This window comes from Terrabacter sp. 05T424 (genome assembly GCF_056396225.1).
The window spans coordinates 219061-240651 of record NZ_JBFTLB010000001.1; the positions used below are offsets into that span (position 1 = coordinate 219061).

The 21591-nt window shown below is 70.9% G+C and carries 17 protein-coding genes; 2 read left to right on the top strand and 15 right to left on the bottom strand.

The features are described 5' to 3' along the window. Window positions 1-4: 4 nt before the first annotated feature. The 15 genes from AC1DE0_RS00970 to benA form a co-directional block, all read right to left on the bottom strand. Window positions 5-1222: a 4-hydroxybenzoate 3-monooxygenase gene (locus AC1DE0_RS00970; protein ID WP_478096177.1), complete on the bottom strand. Its 1218-nt coding sequence runs from the start codon at window positions 1220-1222 to the stop codon at window positions 5-7. After that, a complete protein-coding gene (locus tag AC1DE0_RS00975; RefSeq protein ID WP_478096181.1) occupies window positions 1219-2706 on the bottom strand; it encodes an aldehyde dehydrogenase in 1488 nt (495 codons plus the stop codon). Before AC1DE0_RS00975 ends, AC1DE0_RS00970 begins: the two co-directional genes overlap by 4 nt. Beyond that, window positions 2703-3371 carry an HD domain-containing protein gene (locus AC1DE0_RS00980; protein ID WP_478096186.1) on the bottom strand — a complete coding sequence of 223 codons (669 nt, stop codon included), beginning with the start codon at window positions 3369-3371 and terminating at the stop codon, window positions 2703-2705. Before AC1DE0_RS00980 ends, AC1DE0_RS00975 begins: the two co-directional genes overlap by 4 nt. Beyond that, a complete protein-coding gene (locus AC1DE0_RS00985; RefSeq protein ID WP_478096190.1) occupies window positions 3368-4624 on the bottom strand; it encodes an NAD(P)/FAD-dependent oxidoreductase in 1257 nt (418 codons plus the stop codon). Before AC1DE0_RS00985 ends, AC1DE0_RS00980 begins: the two co-directional genes overlap by 4 nt. A 1-nt stretch (window position 4625) precedes the next feature. Further along, the gene (locus AC1DE0_RS00990; protein WP_478096192.1) at window positions 4626-4946 is read right to left on the bottom strand and encodes a 2Fe-2S iron-sulfur cluster-binding protein; all 321 of its coding nucleotides are present in this window, start codon (window positions 4944-4946) and stop codon (window positions 4626-4628) included. A gap of 35 nt (window positions 4947-4981) precedes the next feature. Then, entirely contained in the window at window positions 4982-5752 is a 771-nt protein-coding gene (locus AC1DE0_RS00995) for an SDR family NAD(P)-dependent oxidoreductase (RefSeq protein WP_478096194.1), read from the bottom strand. 6 nt (window positions 5753-5758) lie between these two features. Then, on the bottom strand, window positions 5759-7612 hold the full coding sequence (locus AC1DE0_RS01000; protein ID WP_478096196.1) for a PEP-utilizing enzyme: 1854 nt from the start codon (window positions 7610-7612) through the stop codon (window positions 5759-5761). A 77-nt stretch (window positions 7613-7689) separates the two neighbouring features. Continuing rightward, entirely contained in the window at window positions 7690-8814 is a 1125-nt protein-coding gene (locus AC1DE0_RS01005; protein ID WP_478096200.1) for a PEP/pyruvate-binding domain-containing protein, read from the bottom strand. 1 nt (window position 8815) lies between these two features. Continuing rightward, a complete protein-coding gene (locus tag AC1DE0_RS01010; protein ID WP_478096202.1) occupies window positions 8816-10075 on the bottom strand; it encodes a cytochrome P450 in 1260 nt (419 codons plus the stop codon). A 65-nt stretch (window positions 10076-10140) separates the two neighbouring features. Beyond that, on the bottom strand, window positions 10141-10914 hold the full coding sequence (locus AC1DE0_RS01015; RefSeq protein WP_478096204.1) for an IclR family transcriptional regulator: 774 nt from the start codon (window positions 10912-10914) through the stop codon (window positions 10141-10143). Continuing rightward, window positions 10914-11600, bottom strand: a complete 687-nt coding sequence (locus AC1DE0_RS01020) for an HD domain-containing protein (RefSeq protein WP_478096208.1) — start codon at window positions 11598-11600, stop codon at window positions 10914-10916. The genes AC1DE0_RS01015 and AC1DE0_RS01020 overlap by 1 nt, the downstream gene beginning before the upstream one ends. Before the next feature lie 83 nt (window positions 11601-11683). Then, complete coding sequence (locus AC1DE0_RS01025) at window positions 11684-14458, bottom strand: helix-turn-helix transcriptional regulator (RefSeq protein WP_478096213.1); 2775 nt, start codon at window positions 14456-14458, stop codon at window positions 11684-11686. A gap of 241 nt (window positions 14459-14699) precedes the next feature. Beyond that, window positions 14700-17360, bottom strand: coding sequence for a benzoate 1,2-dioxygenase electron transfer component BenC (gene benC, locus AC1DE0_RS01030; protein ID WP_478096215.1), 2661 nt, complete (start codon window positions 17358-17360; stop codon window positions 14700-14702). 10 nt (window positions 17361-17370) lie between these two features. Then, a complete protein-coding gene (benB, locus tag AC1DE0_RS01035; RefSeq protein ID WP_478096217.1) occupies window positions 17371-17901 on the bottom strand; it encodes a benzoate 1,2-dioxygenase small subunit in 531 nt (176 codons plus the stop codon). Then, window positions 17898-19298, bottom strand: coding sequence for a benzoate 1,2-dioxygenase large subunit (gene benA, locus AC1DE0_RS01040; protein ID WP_478096219.1), 1401 nt, complete (start codon window positions 19296-19298; stop codon window positions 17898-17900). Before benA ends, benB begins: the two co-directional genes overlap by 4 nt. A 195-nt stretch (window positions 19299-19493) precedes the next feature. Between benA and AC1DE0_RS01045 the strand changes: the two genes are divergently transcribed. After that, window positions 19494-20423, top strand: coding sequence for a LysR family transcriptional regulator (locus AC1DE0_RS01045; RefSeq protein ID WP_478096221.1), 930 nt, complete (start codon window positions 19494-19496; stop codon window positions 20421-20423). After that, window positions 20420-21526, top strand: a complete 1107-nt coding sequence (locus AC1DE0_RS01050) for a mandelate racemase/muconate lactonizing enzyme family protein (RefSeq protein WP_478096223.1) — start codon at window positions 20420-20422, stop codon at window positions 21524-21526. Before AC1DE0_RS01045 ends, AC1DE0_RS01050 begins: the two co-directional genes overlap by 4 nt. The last annotated feature ends 65 nt before the right edge of the window (window positions 21527-21591 follow it).

Genomic DNA, 21591 nt, shown 5'->3' on the forward strand with positions numbered 1-21591 from the left:
TCCCTCAGCCGCGCCCCGACGCACCCTCCGGCCAGCCCGTGTAGGCCTCGGCCAGGAACCGCGAGCCCGCTTCCGAACCGGTCACCATCGCGAGCTCGCCCAGCTGGCGGCGACGGTCGAAGTCCGTGGCGCCCGGGACCGTGTGCAGCATGCTCGTCATCCAGTAGGAGAAGTGCTGGGCTTTCCACACGCGTGACTGTGCCCGCGGGCTGTAGGTGTCGAGGACGTCCTTGTCTCCCGTCCGCACTGCCTGCTCGAGCACCTCGGCGAGCACCTTGACGTCGGCGAGAGCGAGGTTGAGCCCCTTGGCGCCGGTGGGCGGCACCGTGTGCGCCGCGTCGCCGGCGAGCAGCATGTTGCCGTGGCGCATCGGCTCGCAAACGAAGCTGCGGAAGCGCAGCACCGTCCGGTCGGTGATCGTGCCCTCCTTGAGGCTGAAGCCGTCGGGCCCGCCCACGCGGGACTGCAGCTCCTCCCAGATGCGGTCGTCGCTCCAGGCATCGACGTCCTCGTCGGGATCGCACTGGAAGTACATCCGCTGCAACGTCTCCGAGCGCTGGCTGATGAGGGCGAAGCCGCGGTCGGAGTGCGCATAGATGAGCTCGGGCGCGCTGTGCGGGGCCTCGCAGAGGATGCCGAACCACGCGAACGGGTACTCGCGCGAGAACTGTCGGCGCTGGGCCTCCGGGATCTCGTGCCGGCACATGCTGCGCGAGCCGTCCGCGCCGACGAGGTAGTCGCACTCGACGACCTGCTCCACGCCGGAGGAGTCGGTGAAGCAGATCCGGGGGCGGTCGCCGAGGACGTCCTCGACGCGGGTGTCGCTGACACCGAAACGCACGTCGGCGCCGTCGCGCTCCCGAGCGTCCGCGAGGTCGATGAACACGTCGGTCTGCGGGTAGAGCCACGCCGACTCGCCGACCAGGCCCTTGAAGTCGATCCGGTGGCCGACGCCGCCGAAGCGCAGCTCGATCCCGTCGTGGGCGTGCCCCTCACGCAGGACGCGGTCGGACACACCCGTGTCGACCAGCAGGCGCACGCTGTCGGCCTCGAGGATGCCGGCCCGCACCGTCTGCTCGATCTCGCTGCGCGTGCGGTTGTCGACGGCGACGGAGTCGATGCCTGCGCGGTGCAGCAGGTGCGAGAGCATGAGGCCGGCGGGCCCGGCACCCACGATGCCGACGGTGGTCCTGGTCGTCGTGCTCGGCGCCGGTCGGCTCATCGGTGCTCCTCGTTCGGGGTGCGGCGGTGGATCGACTTGTAGGTGACGTACGCGGCGAGCCCCTCCAGTCCGTACTCGACCCCGAGGCCGGAGTCGTGACGGCCTCCGAAGGGCGCGCTGTGGTTCGAGGCGAAGAAGTTGATGCCCACGGACCCGGTGTCCATTCTCTCAGCCACATCCTGAGCCGCGCGCGGGTCGCTCGAGAAGACGAGGCCGCCGAGCCCGAAGCCCGTGTCGTTGGCCAGCGCGACGGCCTCGTCGATGCCGTCGTAGCGCAGCACGGTGATGACTGGGCCGAAGATCTCCTCTCGGGCCACCCGCATGTCGGGGGTCACGTCAGCCAGGACCGTGGGTTCGACGAAGTAGCCGTGCCCGACGCGGGCTCGTCCACCCGTCGTTGCACGAGCACCCTCCTGACGGGCCGACTCGATGTGCCCCAGCACGCTGTCGTACTGCGCCTTGGTGGCGACCGGGCCGAAGATCGTGTCGTCGTCGAGCGGGTCGCCCTGCCGGCCGGCGCTGATCGTGCTGGTCACCATGTCGACCACCTCGTCGTAGCGCTCGGCCGGCGCGAGGATCCGGGTGCTGATGTAGCAGGTCTGACCCGTGTTGCGCATGCTGGAGCGGATCAGGACCGCCGACATGGCGTCGAGGTCGGCGTCGGGCAGGACGACGGCCGACGACTTGCCGCCGAGCTCGAGTGTGACGGGCCGCAGCAGCTCACCGCACGCGGCGGCGATCTTGCGCCCGACCGGCGTCGACCCGGTGAAGGCGACCTTCGCCGTCAGCGGGTGGCGCACGAGCGCGTCGCCGACGGCCCCCGGCCCGGTGAGGAGGTTGACGACCCCGGCGGGCACACCTGCGGCCTCGACCGCCTCGATGACGAAGCGGATCGACAAGGGAGTGGGCGATGCGGGTTTGACGACGACGGTGCAGCCCGCGAGCAACGCGGGCGCGAGCTTGATCGCGACGAGGTTGATCGGGAAGTTCCACGGCGCGATGAGCACGCACACGCCGACGGGGTCGCGGCGTACGACGGACTCGGAACCCGCCATCGCGGGGAACGGACGCACGTCGTCGGCGTCGAGGTGGTCGGCGATGCCGGCGAACCACCGGAAGATGCCCGCGGCGTTGCCGGCGGCCCCGCGGCTCTCTGAGAGGGGCGTCCCGTTCTCGCGCGTGATCGTGAGCGCGAGCTCCTCGGAGCGCTTCTCGAGCTCGTCGGCCACACGGCGCAGGTGGTCCGCGCGCTCCACTGCCGTCAGCCGCGGCCAGGGTCCGCTCCGGAAGGCGCGGTCGGCCGCCGTCATCGCAGCCTCGACGTCCTCGGGGGTCGCGTCGGGCACCGAGCCCCACACCTCCTCCGTCGCCGGGTCGACGACCTGGGTGCGGGCGTCGCCCGTCGACGGCGTCCACCGCCCGTCGAGGTAGTGGTCGTCGACGTGCGTCCACGGCAGGTCCAGGTCGGCTCGGCTCCGGCTCATCGCAGCACATCCGTCCGGAGCAGGGCGGTCGACCGGTCGAGCGATGCCGTCGCCATCGCGATGCCGGCCTCGGTCAGCAGCTCGGGGATGATCTCCGCGCGCAGCCGGTCGGTGTAGGTCGCGGGGTCCATGCCGAACCAGCCGGAGGCGAGCGCGATACCGGCCGGGTCGAACCGCCAGAGGCGGTCGGCGTCGCGCATCATCGCGTCCTCGAGGCTGTAGGCCTCGTGGCGGGTGTCGTGGCCGTCGATGATGGCGCAGACGTCGTCGACGAACGCCTCGTCGTAGCCGAGCGGCGGCAGCACCTCGCGGGCGATGATGCAGCCCTGCTTCTCGTGCTCGAAGCGGATCGCCGCCTTGCGCCAGTCGCCGCCGAAGCCTTCGGAGATGATGCGGCTCTCGTCGACGCGGCCCCAGCCGGTGTCGTGGAGCAGGATCGCGACGCGCACGAGGCGGGCGTCGGCCTGCGGGTAGGCGCGACACAGGCGTTCGGCGTACGCGAGTGAGATCGGCAGGTGGATGTCGTTGCCGCGGGTGCGCGTCTCGGGGACGACGCTCCTCCACACCGGGTCGAGGTCGGCGCCGTCGGCGGGGGTCAGCGTGATCGGTGAGGTGTCCACCGGACCTGCGGCGGCCACGGGCGTCGGGGGCAGGTGATGAGTCATCGCGGGTCGTTCCTCGTGATCGACTTGAGCGGGGTTTCGGGGTTGGCGGCCTCATCGGGTGGGATCGAGGCGCCTTGGGCGAGAGCGGACTTCACCGCCATGAAGTCCAGCGGGGTGTTGACGCAGTCGGCCGCGATGATGCGCCCGGCGCGGTAGTAGAGGACGGAGAACTTCCCTCGGGCGTCGTCGCGGCGCACGACGGTGCGGTCGTGTCCCGAGCTGAGGCCGGCGATCTGCAGCTTGAGGTCGCCCTGGTTGGACCAGAACCACGGGATGCCGGCGTACTCCTCCTGGCGGCCCGTGATCGAGTACGCGGCGACCTTGGCCTGCTCGACGGCGTTGTTGACGCTCTCGAACCGCACTCGGTCGCCGTCGGGAGCTCCGGGAACGGGGTTGGGCTGGTTGGCCACGTCGCCGACGGCCAGGGTCACGCCGTCGGAGGCGACGGCATACCGGTCGACGACGATGCCGTTGTCGCAGTCCAGGCCGATGCTCTCGGCGAGCTCGGTGTTGGGCACGACGCCGACCCCGATGAGCACGAGGTCGGCGGGGATCGTGCGACCGTCCACCTCGACGCCCCCGACGCGGTCGCCACGCTCGGCCCGGGGGGTGACCCGCTCGACCTTCGCGTCGAGCACGACGTCGATGCCGGCAGCCTCGTGGTGGGCCCGGAGGAACTCGGCGGTCTCGACGCCGACGGCCCGGCCGACGAGGCGCGGACCGGCCTCGACGAGGGTGACGGTCTTGCCGAGCTTGCGCAGGCTCGCCGCGGCCTCGATGCCGATGAAGCCGCCGCCGATGACGACGACGTCCTGGACCGCCGGCACGCGAGCCTTGAGCTCGAGCGCGTCGTCGGCGTTGCGGAGGTAGAGCACGCCCGGCAGGTCAGCACCCGGGAGCGACAGCCGGCGGGCGCGGGCGCCGACCGTGAGAGCGAGTCGCTCGAACGGGAACTGCGCTCCCGAGACTGCGTGGGCCACCCCGGAGCCGTCGTCGGACTTGTCGATGCGCACGACCCGCTCGTTCTTGACCACCCTGATGCGGTGCTCGTCCCAGTACTCCTGGGTGCGGAAGATCAGCGACTCCTTGGTGATGACGTCCTGGAGGAACTCCTTGGACAGGGCCGGCCGCTGGTAGGGCCGGTGGTTCTCCTCGCCGAGCAGGGTGATCGGCCCGTCGTGGCCGAGGGCGCGCAACGACACCGCGAGCTGCACCCCTGCCTGCGAGGAGCCGATGATGAGCAGGCCGGACATGTCAGACCTGCGTCTCGGGGGTCGTCACGTGCAGGTCCATGGCGTCGACGACCTTGATCTGGCACGACAGTCGGGAGGTTGGGCCGCGGTCGACGGCTGCGCCGTAGAGCATCTCGTCCTCCATGTCCTCCATCGTCGGGAGGGCGGCGAAGTCGGCGTCGTCGACGAAGACGTGGCACGTCGCGCACGACAGCGAGCCGCCGCACTCGGCGACGATGCCGGGAACGCCGTTGCGCACTGCGGTCTCCATGACGGAGTCGCCCACCGTCGCCGTGACGGTCCGCGCCTCACCGGTGGTGTCCGTGTAGGTGATCTGGGCCATGTCTCGCTCCTGGTGTGGATTCGGGAAGTGCTGGTTCAGATGAACTGGCGGCCGCCGTCGACGACGAGCGTCTGGCCGCTGATGTACGCGCTGTCGGCGCTCGCGAGGAAGAGCGCAGCACCGACGATGTCCTCGGGTTGGCTCGACCTGCGCAGGGCGCCCCGGTCGACGCCGTACTGCTCGGCGTTCTCCATCAGGCCGAGGCTCGCCTCGGTGAGGGTGAAGCCCGGTGCGATCGCGTTGACGGTGATGCCCCGTCGCCCGAGCTCCTTGGCCATGACTCGAGTCATCGCGATGACCCCGCCCTTCGAGGCGACGTAGTGCAGCCACTGCTCCGACCCGCTGTAGACGGTCGCCGAGGCGAGGTTGACGACACGGGCGCCGTCGGGCAGGTGCGGGCTGCACGCCCGCACGACGAGCCAGGGGCCCTTGAGGTTGACCGCCATGACGGTGTCCCACTCGGCGGGGTCGATGTCCTCGAGCGGCGAGCGGTTGAGGGTCGCGTACACGGCGGCGTTGTTGACGACGACGTCGATGCGTCCGTCGCCGAACGCGGCGACGCCGCGGGCGAGCTGCTCAGTGGATGCCGTCGACGTGACGTCGACGGTGCCGTGCCAGGCCTTTCCGCCCGCCGCCTCGACGAGGCGTGCCGTCTCGGCCACTCCCTCGGCGTTGATGTCGGCGACGGCGACGCGGTAGCCGCGCGCGGCGAACCCGAGCGCGAAGCTGCGTCCGAGCCCCCCGGCCGCGCCCGTGACGAGCACGGTGCGGTCGGGGGCGCCGGTCGGGGTGGTGGGGTCGGTCACGACGGCTCAGTCCTCGAGCAGCTCGACGCGGCCGGTGTTGCCGTCGACCCGGATGCGCTGACCGGTGCGGATGGTCGTCGACCCGTTGCCGGTGCCGGTGACGGCGGGGAGGGCGTACTCGCGGCAGACGATGGCGGCGTGGCTCATCATGCCGCCGATGTCGGTGACGGTCGCCTTGATCTTGCCGAAGATCGGGCCCCACGAGGGCGCGGTGATCGTGGCCACGAGGATCTCGCCCTCCTGCACCTCGCCGAGCTGGTCGGCGTGAGTGACGACGCGCGCCGGACCCTCGGCGACGCCCGGGGAGGCGGCCATGCCCGTGATCGTGCCCGACTCGGCGGAGTCGTCGTCGCCGAGCCACTGCTGCACCTGCTCGGTCGTGATGCCGTAGAGCATCATCGTGAACGGCTCGGTGATCTCTGCCGGCGGCGTGTTGAGGGCCGGCTGGGGTCGCTGGCTCGACAGGGCGTCGATGATGCCCCGGCGGCGCTCGATCTCCTTGGGCCAGTAGTGCGGTCCCGTCGGCTCGGCACCGACCGCCCAGCCGGTGACGAGGTCGAAGATCGCGTCGCGCACCTCACCGCGCGTCAGGTAGAGCAGGTCGCTCTGGTCGGCCCAGAAGCCGGCGTCCGCGAAGACGCGACCGAGCTGACGGACCTTGCGCCAGAAGACGCCCATCGTCCAGTGCTCGATGTAGAAGTTGTGGTTCTCGACGTACGGGTAGGCAGTCGCGGCCAGGCCCACCTTGGCGTCGAAGTCGGCGACCAGCTCGGCCGGCACGAGGTCGCGGTACTCGCTGACCACACGGTCGCGCTCGGCGACGAGCTCGTCGACGGGGCGCAGGATCTGGTGCCCCTCGTCGACGCGACGGACGTAGTCCTTGACGTAGCCGAGGGGGATCTCGAGGTGCTCGATCCAGTACTTGTCGTGGCCGTAGAAGCCGTTGCCGACGGTGAAGTTGAACCACGGGTCCTGGGCCTCGGTCCAAGCGACGAGCCACTCCGCGCCGCCGTCGAGGGCGGCGATCCGGTCGAGCGTGCCCTGGACGTCGTCGGTGTCGGAGAACGCCGGCTGGAGGCCCTTCTCGACGGCGAGGAGGGCGAGCTTCTTGAGCTCGTCGTCCGGGCGGAAGAGCTCCATGTCGACGCCCTGCACCATCTTCGCGATGGACTGGTCGGGGATGCCGGGGAAGAGCTGCTTGCAGAAGCCGAAGAAGTCGAGGTAGGCGAGGTAGCCGAGGTTGAGGAACTCGAAGTGGTACTGCCAGTTCTGGTAGCAGAGCTGGATGAGCCGGTCGTAGCTCTCCATGAGCTTCTCCGACCCGTCCTTGGCCACGCCGGCGACGATGTCGTCGAAGGGCACGGCGTCGGGCAGCGACTCGAACGAGAGGGCCTCCATCTCGGCGATGGTGCCGCGCACCTTGGTGTGCCAGCCGTCGAGCATGCTGTCCCAGTTCTGGAAGTAGTGGCCGGCGCGACGCTCGAACTCGGGCACCCGCGAGGCGATCTCGCCCTCGGGCACCGGGACCGGGCTCATGTAGAGGTAGCCGAGGTGGATCTTGAACTCGATGCCGTTGGCCGGCGGGATGAGCAGGTGTCGGGTGTTGTACTGCCCGAGGCACTTGACGGCGAACTCACCGCCGATCGTCTCGAACGGCTTGAACACCGTCGGCCAGTGCTGGCTGTCGCAGAACCAGAACTTCTCGTCCTCGTCGCCGCTGAGGTTCCGGAACGACAGGAAGTACGGGTACAGGTCCTCCCAGCCCTCGGCGCCGTCGGGCACGGGCAGCGCGGAGGGCTTCGGGAAGGACTTGAGGGTGGGCGCGGCGGCGGGTGCCTGGGCGCTGAGGTCAGCGGTCATGTCGGGACTTCCTTGTCGCGAGTCGGGAAACGCAGGACTGGCTGGGCGGACGCGGCGCGTCCGGTGGGTGAGGGCGGTCAGCTACCGGTCCGGCCGCCGGTGAGGCGGGAGGTCAGACCGGAAAGGCTGAACGCCGGTGGGGTGCCGGCAGTCGCAGCACGGGCGGTGGCCTGCGGCGCTCCGGAGCCCGCGCCCGTCGATCCGGGCGCCGAGTGGACGGTCTCCGGGCGGGCCTGCAGGAGAAGGAGGTTCGAGCCATCTGGAAGGTCTCGGTCGAGCGCCCACTCGACGTCCTGCGGGCAGCCGTAGTGCTTCTCGGCGGCCTTGGCCAGGGCCGCGACGGCCGTGACCTGCTCGGGGGTGAGGCTGAGCCGGGCCCGGCGCTCGTCGTCGACGTCGCGCTCGACGAGTCGGCCCAGCTCGAAGTCGGGCACGAGCTCGGCGTGCTTGTCACCCACGGTCTGGCTGACCGTGGAGAGGACGACCTTGTCCACGACGATGTTGTCCGGGGTGACCTGGCCGGAGACGACCATCTCGCCCACGCCGTAGGACGAGTCGATGGTGACCTTGGAGCGGTCGCCGTTGGTCGGGTTCATCGTCATGGCGACGCCCGACACGGCCGAGTTCACCATCTTCTGCACTGCCACCGCCATCGACAGGCCCTCGTCCGGGATGTCGTTCTTGAGGCGGTAGAGGATCGCCCGGCTGGTGTAGAGCGAGGCCCAGCACGCGCGGACGTGCTTGAGCACGTTGTCGACTCCGGTCAGCCACAGGTAGGTGTCCTGCTGGCCGGCGAAGCTGGCTCCGGGCAGGTCCTCGGCGGTGGCGGAGGAGCGGACGGCGACGGGGACCTCGGCGTCGAACTGGGACTGCAGCTGCTCGTACGCCTCGACGACCTGTGCGTGCACCTCGGCGGGCACCGGGCGCGAGCAGATGGCGTCACGGATCGACGCCGCCACGGAGTCGACGGCCGAGACGTCGTCGGGCGACAGGGTGGAGAGCTTCGAGGCGATCTCGGCGGCGATGCCGGCCTCGTGGACGAACCGGTCGTAGGCCACCGTCGTGACCGCGAAGCCGGGCGGCACCGGCATGCCTGCTGCGGTCATCGTGACGAGTGAGGCGCACTTGCCGCCCAGCAGGTCGTGAACGGGCTCGGCGCCGCCGTCGAAGAACTGGACGTACGCGGAAGGTGCGGAGGTCATGTCAGGACTCCCAGGAGACGGGGACGGCGAGGGGCACGCGGAAGGACAGGTTGTCGCCGAAGTGCACCGGCTCCTCCTCGACCGGCCGCAGGCCGGGCGCGAGACGCGCGACCTCCTCGACGGCGATCTTGGCCTGGAGCTTGGCGAGCATGTTGCCCAGGCAGTAGTGGATGCCGAAGCCGAACGCGAGGTGCTCGCGGGCGTTCGGGCGGGAGATGTCGAAGGACTCGGCGTCGTCGAAGCGGGAGTCGTCGCGGTTGGCCGACCCCATGACGAGCAGCACATCTGCACCCTCGGGGATGTCGACGCCCCCGATCGAGGCAGCTCGGGTGGCCTTGCGGCGCCAGGCGACGATCGACGGGCTGTAGCGCAGCACCTCGTCGACCGCAGCGGCGATGCGGCTGGGGTCGTCGACGACCTGCTGCCACTGGTCGGGGTGCGCGAGCAGGACGCGCAGCGTGTTGGCGATGAGCGTCGTCGTGGTCTCGTGACCGGCGAACAGCAGGCTGTAGCAGATCGACGCGATCTCGTGGTCGCTGATCGGGTCGCCGCCCTGCTGGGCTCGCACCAGGTCGCCGACGAGGCTGTCGGGCTGCGTCTCGTGCGCCTCGGCCACGAGCCGGAGGCACTCCTGCCAGTACTCGACGAGGTTGTGGGCGTGCGGCACCTGCTCGTCGTCGGACAGGTCGCCCCACGTCATGGCGGCTCGCGAGTCGGACCACCGCTTGTAGGTGTCGACCTGGGACACATCGGCGCCGATGAGGGTGAGGATGGTGACCGTCGGCACGGTGTAGGCGAGGTCGCGCACGAGGTCGGCGCGCCGCTCCGGCCGGGCGAGGAAGGCCTCGACCTGCGCGTCGACGTTGGCGCGGATGGTCGGTTCGAGGGCCTTGTAGCGCCGCGGCGTGAACGCCTTCGCGACGACCTTGCGGATGCGCGTGTGCTCCGGGGGGACGCGCGCCGACAGGCCCGAGTACGCCGTGAAGCCGCCCTCCTGCATGATCCGCTCCGCCTCCGGGCCGCGCTCGCGCACGGGTGCCTGGGCGTTCTCGCTGCTGAACGTCTCCCAGTCGTCGAAGACGGCCTTGACGTCGTCGTAGCGCGTCACCACCCAGTAGCCGATGCGCTCGTCGAACATGACCGGCTCCTCGCGACGCAGCTCGGCGTAGGCCGGGAACGGGTCGTCGAGCTTGAAGGGCTCGTAGCCGTGGTGGACGGGGCAGCCGGACTGCCCCGTGGGGGTCTCCGTCGTCTTCGACATGTCCTCATCGTGGCCTCGGGGCCAGCAGGCCGACAACGCTCGACTTCCACTGGGCGGAAGTGAGTTCAGGAGCGCCACCGTGAGACGGCGGGCTCGATGCGTGACGCGACACCGCGGAGGGTTGGGACGTAGCGCACCATGCGGTCCGACTGGGTGGACAGCATGACGAGACCGATCGAGGCCGGCGCGCGACCGTCGCCGGACTGGACGGGAACGGCGATCGAGCACGATCCGGGACGCACCTCCTCGAACGTCGTGGCGTAGCCCTGCTCGCGGATGGTCTCCAGCTCCTCGAGCAGGCGCGTCGGGTTCACGTGGGTGTTGCGGGTGGGCGCCTCGAGGCCACGGGCCACGTACGCGTCGCGCACCCAGGGCTCCTCGAACGCGAGGAGCACCTTCCCCACGGCGGTCGCGTGCAGCGGCAGCCTGCCGCCGACCCGTGACGCGCGGGGCACCCGCTTGGAGCTGTAGATCCGGTCGATGTAGAGGGCCTCGTGGCCCTCGCGCACCGCGAGGTGGGCCGTCTCCTGGGTCAGCGAGAAGAGGTCCTGGAGATAGGGTCTCGCCGCGTCACGGAGCTCGCGCTGGGCGTTCTGCGCGATCTCCCACAGGCGCAGCCCCACGGCATACCTGCCGTTCTCGTCGCGCTCGAGAGCGCCCCACCCGACGAGCTCGGCGACGAGCCGGTGGGCCGTCGGCAGTGGCAGCCCGGCCCCGTCGGCGAGCTGGGTCAGTGACAAGGCACCCGGCGAGTGCTCGTAGGTGGCGAGGATCGCCAGCACCTTGTTCGTGACGGTGCGCCCGGCGTCGCCGGGTGCGCTCGCGGGCGAGTCGGGCATCATCCCAGGGCGATGCGCTGGGGGAGCATGTCCACGTGGGCGACCGCGGACAGGGCCTCGGCCATGGTGCGCGCGGCATCGGTGAAGAGGTGGTCGTGCACCCGGCCGACGACGAGGCGCCGGGTCTGCTCGCGGCTCAGGCCGAACCAGTCCATCACCGTGTCGATCCCGTGCGGTGTGAGGCGCCACAGCTTGTCGGCGTCCTTGACGAGGGCATCGTCGATCGACAGCGCCTCACGACGCGTGTCGTGGCCGTCGACGATCTCGACGACGCGAGCGGCCCGTTCGTCGTCGTGGCCAACCGCTGAGAGGATCGACGCGGCGATGCGGGCGCCCTCCTTCTCGTGGCGCAGCACCGTCTGGCGGTCACCGGCGCCGGGTGCGATGGCGGCGAGGACCTGCGCCTCCGGCACCTGCGACCAGCCGGTGTCGTGCAGCAGGATCGCCGGCAGCACCACCTCTGGGTCGGCGTCCGGGTGGCACTCGACCAGGGCGCGCGCGAGCCCGTAGGCGTACAGCGTGTGGACGTCGTTGTCGCGAACCGCGAGGTAGGGCGCCGCCTCCTGCCAGATGGCCGCGTGGTGCCCGTTCGGGTCGAGCAGGCGCGACGGGTTCGGGGCGTCCGGGACGTGCGCGCTCACGTCGCGCCCGTAGTGGTTGGCGTAGGGCTCTAGCTTGGGCAGCACGTCGTCATTGCACCCCGCCGGCAGCGGTGCCGGCAAGGGGGCGGTTCCGCTGAGCGGAAGTGGCCAAGGGGACGACTTGCCCTTCACTTCGGCGCGGGCTGCGACCGCAGCGCGGCCAGCTCAGAGCGCGACCGGACTCCGAGCTTCGCGTAGATGCGGGTCAAGTGGTACTGCACGGTTTTGGGCGACAGGAACAGCTCGGCGGCCACCTCCTTGTTCGTGCGCCCGCTCGCCACGAGCGAGGCGACGACCTCCTCCTGCGTCGTCAGCTCGTCGTGCTCGCGATCCTGCCGCACGACGTGGACCCCGCCGGCGGCGAGCTCGCGGTCGCAGCGGGCCACGTACGTCGCTGCACCCAAGGCCAGGTACGCCTCCCGTGCCGTCGCGAGGACGGCGTCGGCCTCGGCACGTCGACCGGCTCGGCGCAGGGTCTGCCCGAAGGCGAAGTGGACGCGTGCCCGGTCGTATGCGAGCGGCAGGGGAGACAGGAGCGCCAGCGCGCGCTCGAAGCTGGCTCGCGCAGCGTCGAGGTCTGCCCGGCTGCCGTGCCAGCGGCCGCGGGCGTAGGCCAGCCGGGCCGAGGCCGAGGCGTGGGCTGCGGCCGAGGCCCGGTCCTCGTGCACGCGCAGGAAGTGATCGGCGTCGTCGGCCCGCCCGACCAGCACGAGGGCGTTGGCGTGGACGTCCGTCCAGGGCCAGAACCCCGGCGCGTCGATCCAGCCACGCGCCCACGGCTCGGTGAGGGGCGTGAGGGCGCGCACGACGCCCGCGTAGTCGGCGCGGGCCTCGCTCAGCGCGGCGCGGCCCAGGGCGGCCGGGACCCGCATGACCTCGTAGCCGCGCGCACCCGCCTCGCCGGCGCGGGCGCTGTGCTCGGCAGCGGCCCAGTCGCCGCGCAGGGCGTACACCTGCGTGCGGGTCCACTCCAGGAGGGGGACGAGCAGCTGGGTGCCGGAGCGACGGGCCAGGTCGGCGCCCGCCGCCGCGGTGGCGACGGCGGCCGTCCAGTCACCGGTGACGAACTGGGCCCGGGCGAGCCAGGCCCTGGCCCACAGCGAGATGCGCAGCGACCCGCCGCCGTGGTCGCTCGCGGTGGCGCTCTCGAGCTCCGCGAGGGCAGCGTCCGGGTCGTCGTTCGCCAGGTGGAGCCACCCCGAGGCCATCACGACGCGTTGGGCCACCAGCCCCTCGGGCAGGCGGCCCAGCAGGCTCTCGTACTCCGCGACGGCGGTGGTCACGTCGCCACCGGCCGCGAGGCCCAGGCCGCGGATCGCCGCCGCCTCCAGGGCAGCGGGCGTGCCGGGCGCCACCGCGACGGCGCGGTCGGCCCACTCGACGACGTCGAGGGCGCGGCACCGCGCGAGGGCGTGCAGCACGTGGCGCTGGGCCACGACAGCCGCCGTCGCGGGGTCACGACGTGCGTTGACGAGGTCCCAGGCGCGACGGAGCTTGTGCTCCGCCTCCGCCGGTCGGCCCCGCACGACCGCGAGGTAGCCGAGGGCCGCGTTGCGCTGGGGCGTCTCGCGCACGGTCTCGACCTCGGCGAGGAAGCGCGCCGCCCGAGGCACGTCGCCGGCCCCGACGAGCGCATCGACAGCTGCGACGAGGCGCGCCCCGGACCTCTCGCGGTCGGCACTTGCGTGTGCCGCCACGAGGAGCAGGTCCGCGGCCGCTGCCCAGGCACCGTCCGTCGCCCTGCGTGTGGCCTCGGCCTCCAGGCGCGAGGCCAGCTCCTCGTCCGGTCGTGGGTCAGCGAACCACGTGTGCCGCAGCGAGACTCCCGGGTTCGGCACTACGTCGGCGGCGCGCAGGTGCAGGTCTGCCCGTTCGTCCGGCTCGATCGCGTCGAGCACAGCACGCCGGGCCATGGGGTCTTCGAGGCGCACGGAGCCGCCCAGCTCGTCGAGCTGACGGAGCAGGCCCCCGCGCACGGCCTCCCGAACCGCGAGCGTGGAAGAGCCGACGGCTGCGACGTCGGCGGCCTGGCTCACCTCCACGCCGTGGGCCTGGCGGTCGCCGAGCTCGAGCACGGCCACCGCCTGCACCAGGCGCCGTGCGATGTCACTCATGGCCGCGAGGGTGGCCCGGATCGACCGCGCCGCCGTCGGCGGAGCCGGGAGCACGAGCTGGGGCGCTTCCCAGTCACCCGGGGCCACCGTGTCGAGCACCTCGACGACGTTGCGGACGCGGCCACCACAGTGACGCAGGAGCCGATCAACTTGCAGCGCAGGGAGATTGAGCCCGCGACGCTCGGCGAGTGGGAGGACGTCGTCGAAGTTCAGAGGCGCGAGGCGCACGACGTGGTCGGCAGCAGCGAGGACGACGTCGTGCAGCTGCCCGTCACCGAGGGCGTATGCCGTGCCGTCCCCTCGGGCCGGCGTCCCCGGGTCGAGCTCGCGCCAGCCGAGCACGACGAGCACGCGAGCGGCCCCCCGTCGACGGGTGAGGCTGACGAGCGACTCAATGGAGGACGGGTCGGCATGGTGCGCGTCCTCGAGGACGACGAGGAGGTCCCAGCCTCCGGCCCCGACAGGGACCTGACGCAGCACGTCCTCCGCAGCCGAGAGCGGCGAGAAGCCGGACCCGCCTGTTCCGACCGGCGGCAGCAGGGCACCCAGAGCCGCGCCCGGCTGCATTCTCTCCCAGGGGAGCCCGAGGAGCCGTTGCACCCGGACGGTCTGGATCCGACCGCCCTCTCCGCACCCGTCGACGAAGGCCCGGAGGAACGTGGTGAGGCCTCCGCCCGCCGGAGCGGTCACGACGACGAGGGCCGACTCCGCGGGTGACGGTGCGCCGACGAGGTCGACGAGGGCGTCGAGCTCGCGCAGGCGCGTCGGCAGGACCTGGGCGAGAGTCACACGGCCACGGTAGGCCCCGACTCGACCGCAAACCGCGCCATGGCGCACTTCCGGCCGGTTTTGGGGCGCGGACCGACCCGAAACCGCGCCATGGCGCACTTCCAGCCGGTTCGGGGGCGCGGACCGACCCGAAACCGCGCCATGGCGCACTTCCGGCCGGTTTTGGGGCGCGGACCGACCCGAAACCGCGCCATGGCGCGCTCCTGGAGCGGGTTCGGGCGGGTTCGGGCGGGCCACGGCTTCAGCCCAGGTCGCCGCCCGCGACGGGGAGCACGGTCCCGGTGATGTACGACGCCTCGTCGGAGGCGAGGAAGGTGATCGCCGCGGCCTGCTCGTCGAGGGTCCCGTAGCGGCCCAGGAGGGAGGACCCGAGCGTCTGCTCGATGTGGGCGTCGAACCACGCCCGCTCCTGCTCGTTGCGGGCCGGTGGGGTGCCGCGCGAGATGCGGCGCGGCGGGGCCTCGGTGCCTCCGGGAGCCGTCCCGACGACCCGGATGCCGTGCTCGGCGTACTCCATCGCGAGCGACGCGGTCAGGGCGTTGATCGCGCCCTTGGACGCCGAGTACGGGATGCGGTGGATCCCGCGTGTCGCCGCGGACGACACGTTGACGATGACGCCTCGCTGGGCGGCCACCATCCACGGCAGGACGGCCCGTGTCGTGAAGAGCGTCGTCACGAGCGAGCGCTCGAGCTCGGCTCGGATCTCGGTCTCGGTGAACTCGGTGAAGGGCTTGAAGTTGATGGCTCCGCCGACGTTGTTGACGAGCACGTCGACCCGACCGAAACGGTCGACGGCTCGGCGTGTCAGCTCCTCGCTGCCCCCCCAGGTCTCGAGGTCGCAGGTGACCGCGAGGGCGTCGTGCCCGTCGGCCCGCAGCTCGTCCGCCACCTCGGCGACCAGCTCGGACCGGTCCGCGAGGACGAGCAGCCCGCCCTCGGCTCCGATGCGACGGGCCACCTGCGCGCCGATCCCCTGAGCCGCGCCGGTGACGACGACGACGGTGTCGTCGAAGCGTCCGGGAGAGATGCGTGCGGGTCGGCCGGCGCGGGCGGGTCCCGCCATGGCGCGCCGCATCGTGAGCTTGGAGCGCTCGGCGTGCGCCGCGATGAGCGCTCGGGCGCGCTCGCGGTCGGCGGCCTCGAAGGCCTCGACGATCTCGACGTGGTCGGTGGCGCAGCGCGGGTGGCACCAGGTGGCGCTGCGCAGGGCCTCCTCCATCCGACCCTTGACGCCCAGCGCCTGGTACGCCTGCAGCAGGTGCGCGTTGCGGGTCTGCGCGAAGAGGTAGTCGTGGAAGCTGGCGTTCGCCTCGGTGTACGCGTGAGCGTCGACGAAGCGGTCGCCCTGCACGTAGGGCAGCGTCGACTCGGCGAGCAACCGGTAGCCGGCGAGCTGTTGCGAGCTGAGCCGTCCGATCGTCAGCTCGAGCGCGCCGAGCTCGAGCGCCTGCCGCGCCTCGAACACGGCGTCCGAGGACTGCACGTCGGGGTGCTCCTCGCCGATCTGGTAGCCATCGGACGCCGTGTCCGGAGTCGCGTCCGGCCCTGTGTCTGGCCCTGTGTCGGGCGCTGTGTCGGGCGCCGTGTCGGGCGCTGTGTCGGGCGCTGTGTCAGGCACGGCGTCGGTGGCGTCCGGTGCCGAGAAAAGGAGCTGCTTGGCAATCCGGCGCACGGAGTCGCCGTCGTCCGGCGTCGGACGGGATCCCGTCCACGGGCTGATGTCCGCGGGCGGAAGCACGTCCTGTCCGGCGATGCCCCGGGCGTCGGGCGTTGGCAGCAGCTCTTCTGGATCCCGTTGCAGCTCCCGCGTTTTCGACTGCTCCTGCGTGCGCTCCAGCGCCTCGGGCGGCTCGGCCTGTGCCTTGGCGGACGCGGCAGCCAGAGCGAACTTCTCGTAGTAGAAGCCCGTCGGCTCCGTGCCGCAATCCGTCACGTGGGCGCGCACGGCCTCGACCATCGGCGGCGGGCCGCAGAGGTAGATGGCGACGTCGCCGTCGTGGAGGTGCTCGGGCCGAAGGAGGCTCGTGACGTAGCCCTTGTTCGCTGCCGAGCTGTCGGGGTCGGAGACGCAGTGGTCCCACGTCAGGTTGGCCAGCCCCTCGGCGGCGCGCTCGACCTGGTCGAGGGCCACGAGGTCATCGTCGGTGCTGACGCCGTAGACGAGGTGGGCGTGCCGCTCGCTCGCGGCCGCGCTCAGGGTGCGCAGCATCGACAGGACCGGGGCGAGACCGGTGCCGCCGGCGAGCAGCAGCACCGGCCGCTCGCTCTCGCGCAGGAAGAACGACCCGTGCGGGCCGGTGAAGCTGATCGCGTCCCCGACGGCCGCTCGCTCGTCGAGGTAGGTCGACATCGCGCCGCCCGGCGTCAGCTTCACGAGGAAGGTGAGGCGCTCCTCGTGCGGTGCGTTGCTGAACGAGTACGAGCGGCTGACGTCGGTGCCGGGAACGGCGATGTTGACGTACTGCCCCGGCAGGAAGGCGAGCTCGCCCCGGTTCGCGATCTCGACGGCGATCTCGACCGTCGTGCGCGAGAGGCGTTCGAGACCGGCGAGCGTGCCGGCATACGTCGTCGCCCTCGTCTTGGCCACCTCCGAGGTGCTCGCCACCTGCAGGACGAGGTCCGATCGGGGCCGCATGCTGCACGGCAGCACGAACCCGCGGTCGGCCTCGTCCCGGCTGAGGGCGTCGTCGATGTAGGTCCCGCCGTCGTACTGCCCCGACTCGCAGAACGCCTTGCACGTGCCGCAGGCGCCGTCGCGGCAGTCGAGGGGGATGTTGATGCGTTGGCGGTACGAGGCGTCGGCGACCGTCTGGTCCTCGCGGCACGTCACGAACCGCGTCACGCCGTCCTCGAAGGACAGGGCCACCTGGTGCTTCGCGACGTCGATGTCGTTGACAGTCATGGTTCCCCGCTCAGAAGTGGTAGATGTCGACCACGTGGTGGATGTAGTCGTTCTTCAGCACCACGGTCTTGCGGCGGATGAGGGGAGCGTCGCCCGAGAAGTCGATCGTGTAGAACGAGGTGCCGTAGTACGGGTCGACCGTCTTGTAGCGGAAGTACATCGTGTGCCAGTTGAAGCGCACGTCGACGAGGTCGCCCCGCCGTTCGATGACCTCGACGTTGCTGATGTTGTGGCTCGTTCGCGGCTCCGGCAGCGAGGTCGCCGAGCTGCGCTCGGTGCGGATGCGGAACACGCGGTCCTCGAGACCGCCCTTGTTGGCGTAGTAGATGAGCGAGATGTCGCGCTGCGGGTCCTCGACGAGGTCGTCGTCGTCGGTCCAGGCCGGCATCCAGTAGACGCAGTCGTCGGCGTAGCAGTCGAGCCACTTCTCGAACTCGCGGTCGTCGAGGTGGCGTGCCTCGCGGTAGAGGAACTGCTCGATGTGGTTCTGCGTGACGAGCTTTTCTCCAGAGCGTGTGCCCAGCTGCTCGGTGACGGTCATGAGTGCTCCTTGCGCGACGCCTCGGCGGCCGCGTCCTGCTCGGCCCGCGCCTGCTCCTTGGCCATCGCGGCGCGCATCGTGTCGCGCCAGTACGTGTGCTGGACGGGGTAGAGGCCCTCGTCCTCGTTCTTGACACCGGCCGAGACGACCTCGGTCATCCCGAGCGAGAGGGCCACCTCGTCGGGGCCGTCGAGCCAATGCTCGGCACCGCGGCTCATGTCGTTCCACGGCGCTGCCGTCGCGCGGAAGGTCAGCTGGCAGGAGCGGAACTCCTCGAGGTCGTCGGGAGTCGCCATGCCCGAGGCGTTGAAGAAGTCCTCGTACTGCCGGATGCGCCAGGCCCGCGACTCGGCGCTCTCGCCCTTGGGGGCGATGCAGTAGATCGTGACCTCGGTCTGGTCGGGCGCGATCGGCCGGAAGTGGCGGATCTGCGTCGAGAACTGGTCCATCAGGTACACGTTCGGGTAGAGGCAGAGGTTGCGTGACCCCTTGACCATGAACTCGCCCTTGGCGTCGCCGAAGCGCTCCTTGAGCTCGTCGAGGCGGTCCCAGAGCGGGCGGTCCTGCGGGTTGCCGGCCCACGTCCAGAGGCACAGGTGGCCGTTGGGATAGGACCAGTAGCCGCCGCCAGACTTGCCCCAGCTGCCTGCGTCGAGGGTCTTGGTGCTGTTCGCCGACTCGCCGGTGTCGCGTCGCGACGTCGTGGCCGCGTAGTTCCAGTGGGTGGCAGTGACGTGGTAGCCGTCGGCGCCGTTCTCGGCCTGCACCTTCCAGTTGCCGTCGTAGGTGTAGGTCGAAGACCCGCGCAGCACCTCGAGGCCGTCGGGTGACTGGTCGACGAGCATGTCGATGACGGTCGTCGTGTCGCCGAGGTGCTCGCTCAGGGGAACGACGTCGGCGTTGAGGCTGCCGAAGAGGAAACCTCGGTAGCTGTCGAAGCGGGGCACCTTCGTCATGTCATGGGAACCGTTGGTGCCGAAGGACTCCGGGTATCCGGCGCCGTCGGGGTCCTTGACCTTGAGGAGCGTCCCGTCGTTGCGGAACGTCCAGCCGTGGAAGGGGCAGGTGAGCGTCGTGCGGTTGTCGGTTTTGCGGCGGCAGATCATCGCCCCGCGGTGCGCGCAGGCGTTGACGAGGAGGTGCAGCTCGCCGTCCTTGTCGCGGGTGATGACGACGGGCTGGCGTCCCATGTAGGTCGTGAAGTAGTCACCCGGGGAGGCGACCTGGCTCTCGTGGGCCAGGTAGATCCAGTTGCCCTCGAAGATGTGCGTCATCTCGAGCTCGAAGAGCTCCTCGTCGGTGAAGATGCGGCGGTTGGCGCGGTAGGTGCCGGTGCCCGGCTCCTCCACCACGGCGTCGGCCAGCTTCGCGCCGACCCGATCGAGCGTCTCGGTCATGACTCCTCCAGGCGTCCTTGCGTTGGGGTTCCCGGAACTCCACCACGGCCCGCCAGAGGGTGCACGAGGCGAATACCTAGTGCTGGGTGGGGGCATGATTGATCAATGAGAGTTATCAATAGCGCGGAAATTGGTCTTTGTGTTTCTGGATGCCACCGCTCTAGCGTGAACGAGATCCCCGGACGGAGGTGACCCATGGACCTACGACAGCTCCGCTACTTCGACGTCGTGGCACAGACGTGCCACTTCGGCCAGGCCGCCGAACGCTTGCACATCGCCCAGCCGGCCCTCTCGCAGGCCGTGCGTCGCCTCGAGTCAGAGCTCGGCGTCGTCCTGCTCGAAAGGACCACGCGGCAGGTGGGACTCACCGCCGCGGGCGAGTTCCTTCACCAGGAGGTACGCCGCATCCTCCACGAGCTCGACTCCGCGGTCTCTGCCGTGCGGGGCATCGCCGACGGCCGCCGTGGGCTGTTGCGGGTCGGCTTCACTGGCACCAGCGCCTTCACCCAGCTGGCGGGCCTCTCGAGGCTGCTGCGCACCGAGCTGCCCGACGTCGCGCTCGACGTCCAGGCCGACCTGCTGACGCCGGCCCAGGTCGAGCGGCTGCTCGACGGGCGGCTCGACCTCGGGGTGCTGCGCGGCCCGGTGGCCGCACCCGCCATCGAGACGCGTCACCTCCTCGACGAGCAGCTCGTGCTGGCCCTGCCCGCCGACCACCGGCTCGTGCCGGAGCCGGGACTCGAGGTGTCCGACGTCGCCGTCGACGAGTTCGTCCTCTACGCCGACCCCGGCTCGGCGGTCAACGAGGCAGCCATGGCCGGCTGCCGACGAGCCGGCTTCGCCCCCGTGGTGGCCCACCGCGCCCCGGGCACCGCGGCCCTCCTCGCGCTCGTCGCGGCGGGGCTGGGTGTCGCGCTCGTGCCCGAGTCGGTGCGCAGCATGCAGCTCGCGGGTGTCGTCTTCCGCGAGGTGCACGGTGCACCCACCATCGACCTGTCGCTCGCCTGGCGTTCGGACGACCAATCGCCCCTGGTCGCCAGCGCCCTCGACGTCCTGCGCACAAATGGCTTCTTCGACGCGGTGTCGCTCGGCACCGAACCATCCCCAGCAAAGGATGCATCGTGAAGATCGTTGCCGTAGAGGCGATCCCGTTCCGGATCCCGTACGTCAAGCCGCTGAAATTCGCCAGCGGGGAGGTGCACCACGCCGAGCACGTGCTCGTGCGTGTCCGCACGGACGACGGTGTCGTCGGTGTGGCAGAGGCACCGCCGCGCCCGTTCACCTACGGCGAGACCCAGCGCGGGATCGTTGCCGTCATCGAGACGATCTTCGCGCCCCAGATCGTCGGCCTCTCGCTCACCGAGCGGGAGCGGATGTGGTCCCACCTCGACCGCACCGTCGGCAACCCGACCGCCAAGGCGGCCCTCGACATGGCTGTCTGGGACGCCTTCGGCCGGACGGTTGGGCTCCCGGTGACCGAGCTGCTCGGTGGCTACACCGACCGCATGCGCGTCTCCCACATGCTCGGCTTCGACCAGCCGGCGGCGATGGTCGACGAGGCCCAGCGCATGCGCGACGAGCACGGCATCACCACGTTCAAGGTGAAGGTGGGTCGTCGGCCGGTGTCCCTCGACGTCGACGTCGTGCGGGCGCTGCGCGAGGCGATGGGCCCCGAGGTCGTGCTCTACGTCGACGGCAACCGCGGCTGGTCCGCCTCCGAGTCGGCCCGCGCCATGCGCCAGATGGCCGACCTCGACCTCGCCTTCGCCGAGGAGCTCAACCCCGCCGACGACGTCGTCGGGCGCCGCTGGCTCGTCGGCCAGCTCGACGTCCCGTTCATCGCCGACGAGTCGGCCACGACCCCCGCCGAGGTGACGCGAGAGGTTCTCGGCGGATCGGCGAACGCCCTGTCCATCAAGACGGCCCGCACCGGCTTCACCGGCTCGCAGCGCGTGCTGCACCTCGCCGAGGGGCTCGGGCTCGAGCTCGTCATGGGCAACCAGATCGACGGACAGCTGGGGTCGGCGTGCACCGTCGCGTTCGGGGCCGCCCACCGGCGAACCACGGCCCAGGCCGGCGAGCTGTCCAACTTCCTCGACATGAGCGACGACCTGCTGACCGAGCCCCTGCGCATCGTCGGCGGCGAGCTCGTCGTGGGTCGTGGCTCCGGCCTCGGCGTCGAGATCGACGAGGACAAGCTTCGGCGCTATCGCGTCGACGCGTCCTGACACCACCCGTCAGGACGTCGCCACACCAGTCCAGAACACCACCGAGTACCCACCACGAGAAGGAA